Origin of the sequence: Bradyrhizobium sp. (genome assembly GCF_049512235.1) — a bacterium.
GTDB lineage: Bacteria > Pseudomonadota > Alphaproteobacteria > Rhizobiales > Xanthobacteraceae > Bradyrhizobium.
The window spans coordinates 1-3429 of record NZ_JBEKXH010000739.1 but is presented as its reverse complement, the minus strand read 5'-3'; the positions used below and the strand labels follow the sequence as shown (position 1 = coordinate 3429).

Annotated in this window: 2 protein-coding genes; both read right to left on the bottom strand. The window is 65.9% G+C overall.

The genetic code is table 11. From position 1 onward, the window contains the following. Positions 1–1875 (bottom strand): two-partner secretion domain-containing protein (locus ABSG20_RS34650; protein WP_423868934.1); only part of this gene is annotated, 1875 nt, incomplete at its 3' end. A 302-nt stretch (positions 1876–2177) separates the two neighbouring features. After that, positions 2178–3429: MBG domain-containing protein (locus tag ABSG20_RS34645; RefSeq protein ID WP_423868933.1), on the bottom strand; the 1252-nt coding region annotated here is incomplete at its 5' end.

Genomic DNA, 3429 nt, shown 5'->3' with positions numbered 1-3429 from the left:
GGTGATGGGTATAGTCCCCGACAACGTCATGTTGCCCGACGTGGTGAGGCTGGCGCCTGTAATGAAACTGAAGGCATTGTTGTTGGCGCCGGTATTGGTGCCGCTCAGCGAAAATGACCCGCCGCCGTTGTTGGTGAAGGAATTTGATCCCAACAATGCCACCCCGTCGCCGGATGCCGAGGTCCCGCTCATGTTCACGTTTCCAGAGCTTCTGATCGTCGCGTTGGTCAGGGTGATGCCATTCGTGGCATCGGTCGTGCTCGCCGTTGCAGTGAGATTGCCGCCGCCCGTGTTGATCGTGGCGCCTGTAACATTGACGGAGCGGCCGGCGGTCAGCGTCAACGCGCCGCCATTGCTGCTGATGTTGGCATTGACGTCGATATCTTCCGCCGAAGTCAGCGTCAGGCTTCTGCCGCTGTTCCAGGTCACCGCGTTGGCCACGGTAATATCGCCGGCCTGGCCGCCGCCACCACCGGTGTTGACCGTGACGTTGGCGGTTGAAAGCGCGTTCTGCAGCGTCGCCACCGACAGCACCGAATTGTTGCCGTTCGGCGTAAACGGAGTACCGCCCGACATATTGGTATTGCCGCCGTTGGAGATTGTCACGTCAAAGGGGTCGAGCAGCAGCGTCCCGGTCGTGCCGCTCGCAGATGTCACATCGACGAGGCCGTCATAGCCGAGCACGCCATGGCTCGAGACTTCGACGGCGCCGCCGCTCCCCGTTCCCGCACCGGTCGCGGTGATGGTGCCGCGAAAATCGGTCGCGACATCAGACCACACGACCGCATTGCCGCCGGCGCCGGCCGTGCCGTTGGCGTTGATGACGGCGCCCTGATCGACCGTCGTGGTCTGGGCATTGGCGACCGTGCCCTGAACGAGCTTGACCGTGGGATCGATGCTGCCGTGCAGGTCACCGCCGACGAGAATGTTACCGCCGCTGGTCCCGCTGGCATCTAGCCTCGCGCTGGATGTCAGCCTGACATCGCTGCCGGTCACCACGATCGTGCCGCCGGCGTGGTGCTTGCCGCCGGTCGCAGCCAGCTTTCCGGAAACCTCGACATTGCCGCCGGCGCCGCCATCGAGCACGATGCTGCCGCTGCGGCCGGACACCGATCGCGCCGACAGCGAACCGGAAACATTGACGGCATCGCGCACCAGCTGCTGCGCGGTCGCAGCCTTGATCTCGATGCTGCCGCCGGCGGCCCTGATGCGGCCTGAAACATCGATCAGCGCGCGCCCATCGGCCGCAACGGCGCCGGTCGGCACCGCCACCTGCAAAAACCCGTCGCCGGTCGGATCGATCGTGACCCGCTCGCCAGAGCCGAGGCCAACGCTACCGAGCGGCACGCTGATGGTGCCCGAGTTCGACACCGTGCCGCCGATCAGGCCAACAAAGCCGCCCGGCGAGCTGGAGATCGTGCCGGCATTGCCGACCGCTGCCGAGGCGCCTTTGCCGGCGAAGTTATAATTGCCGGCGTTGAAGTCGGCATTGCCGATATCGAGCGTGGAAGCGACAAAGCCGCCACCGACCTGCACCGTGCCGGTCGAGGTGATGGCGATGCCGTTGGGGTTGACCAGGAACACCTGCCCGTTGCCGGTGATGGCACCGGCAATGGTCGAGGATGTCGATCCGGTGACGCGATTGAGAATCGCCGAGGATGCATTGGGCTGGACGAAGTTGACGCTGGCACTGGGCCCGACCGAGAAGCTGTTCCAGTTGACAATCGCCTTCGACGAATTCTGGCTGATGCTCAGCGCATTGGCTGAGGGCGCCGATATCCTGGCCTGGCCTGACACCACGCTGCCGCCCTGCGGCAGCACCGCCTGCGCCTGCACCGCCGCGGGTATCGCCAGCACGATGCCGGCCAGCGTCACCAGTTGAGCGATTTTGATCTTCTGGTCATATCGCCAATGTAAAATGCACGCGATGCTGCGCCCCCTCTCCCGTACTTGCGGGGGAGACCACCAGCGCCCCGCAGCCCGCACCACGCCGGCGAGAAAGTGGGCCTTTTGCTCCCGTTGATTCCAAAGGGTTTTTTCGCCCACTCCCGAGTAGCGCCCCCACCCCACCCTCCCCCGCGAAGAGCGGGAGAGGGAGTGAGAGGACAACGCCCCTGGCCTGAAGCGATAGGTTCCACGGAATCGCCCGTCTAGCTCGATTTTCGATGGCCCGCACATCAGATCACCGCCGATGTGTCGATGCCGGCACGCCGGCCCTGCCGGACGCCCGGCACATCCGCGTATCCGCGCCCGAGCTTGATCGCGAGGCTGGCCGTTCGCAGGTCTGCCCGGGAGTTGTCAAACATGCGATCGACGTCGGAAGGCGGCTGATCGTCCTGGTCGCGCCGTCGCGGCCGCATCACGATCGGCAGCGGATCGAATCCGCGCCACAGCGGCATCGATGTCAGCAGCGCGCTGAGCAGCCCGCCGCCGCGCAGCAGCCAGCCGATAATTCCGGCGGTCAGCCCAAGGCTGGTCCCGGCGATTACGAACGTCAGGACCGCGCGCGGGCCACTTCTGAGATTTGTCACTTCGGAAAACTCGCGGTCGATCGCTTTAACCAGCGCCTCGCGATTGAGCTTCAACAGCGCGAAATTGATCAGACCGTGGGGTTTGTTCGGGACGGCCGCGCCACACTGATCGGACGAACCAGCCGGACCGGACGCCAAGGCGCCGTTCGCGGCGCCTTCGAGGCCCCCGCCTGCGCAAGGCCCATTCGGAACCGGACTGCCGTTCGCCGCGATCTGCGGCGATGCGCCGGCGACCGGCGCGTTGACGCTGACCGGAGCCGGGCTGGCGAGGAAGATTCCGGCGTTGGGGCCGACGGTCGGCACGCCGGCGCCGGGTCCTCCAGGCGAAGCCCCGCGACCGCTGACGCTGACCGGAGCCGGGCTGGCCGGGAAGATTCCGGCGTTGGGGCTGAAGGCCGGCACGCCGGCACCGGGTCCTCCAGGCGAAGCCCCGCGACCGCTGACGCTTCCGTTTTCGGCGCTGACCTTGCCAGCCGCGTTGGCAGGCCCGTTCAGTACGCCGGCGTCCGCGCCGGATGGGGCTTCGACCGAGAAGCCCGGGATAGGAAGCGTTGAGCCCGTGATGGGAAGCGACGAGCCAGGGATGTATTGCGACGAGCCCGGGATGGAAGGCGACGGTCCGTCGGGAAGGGAACCGCGAAGCGCAGACACGGGATTGACGATCCAGCTTCCGTTATTGGTACTGGCGACCGTGTAGTTGGGGTTGGCGAGCGTGCCCGCGACATTAAGCGGGTAAATGCCGGTGCTGCTGGTGCCGGTGACGTCGAACGAGTTGCGCAGCCCGGTCAGCACGCTGACGTTCTGCCCGTTCTGCAACCCGGTCGCCGACAGTCCAGGATTAGGCGGCGAGGAGCCATAGGTCGAGGAGCCGCTAAGCGCGGCGACGATGACCGGCGCA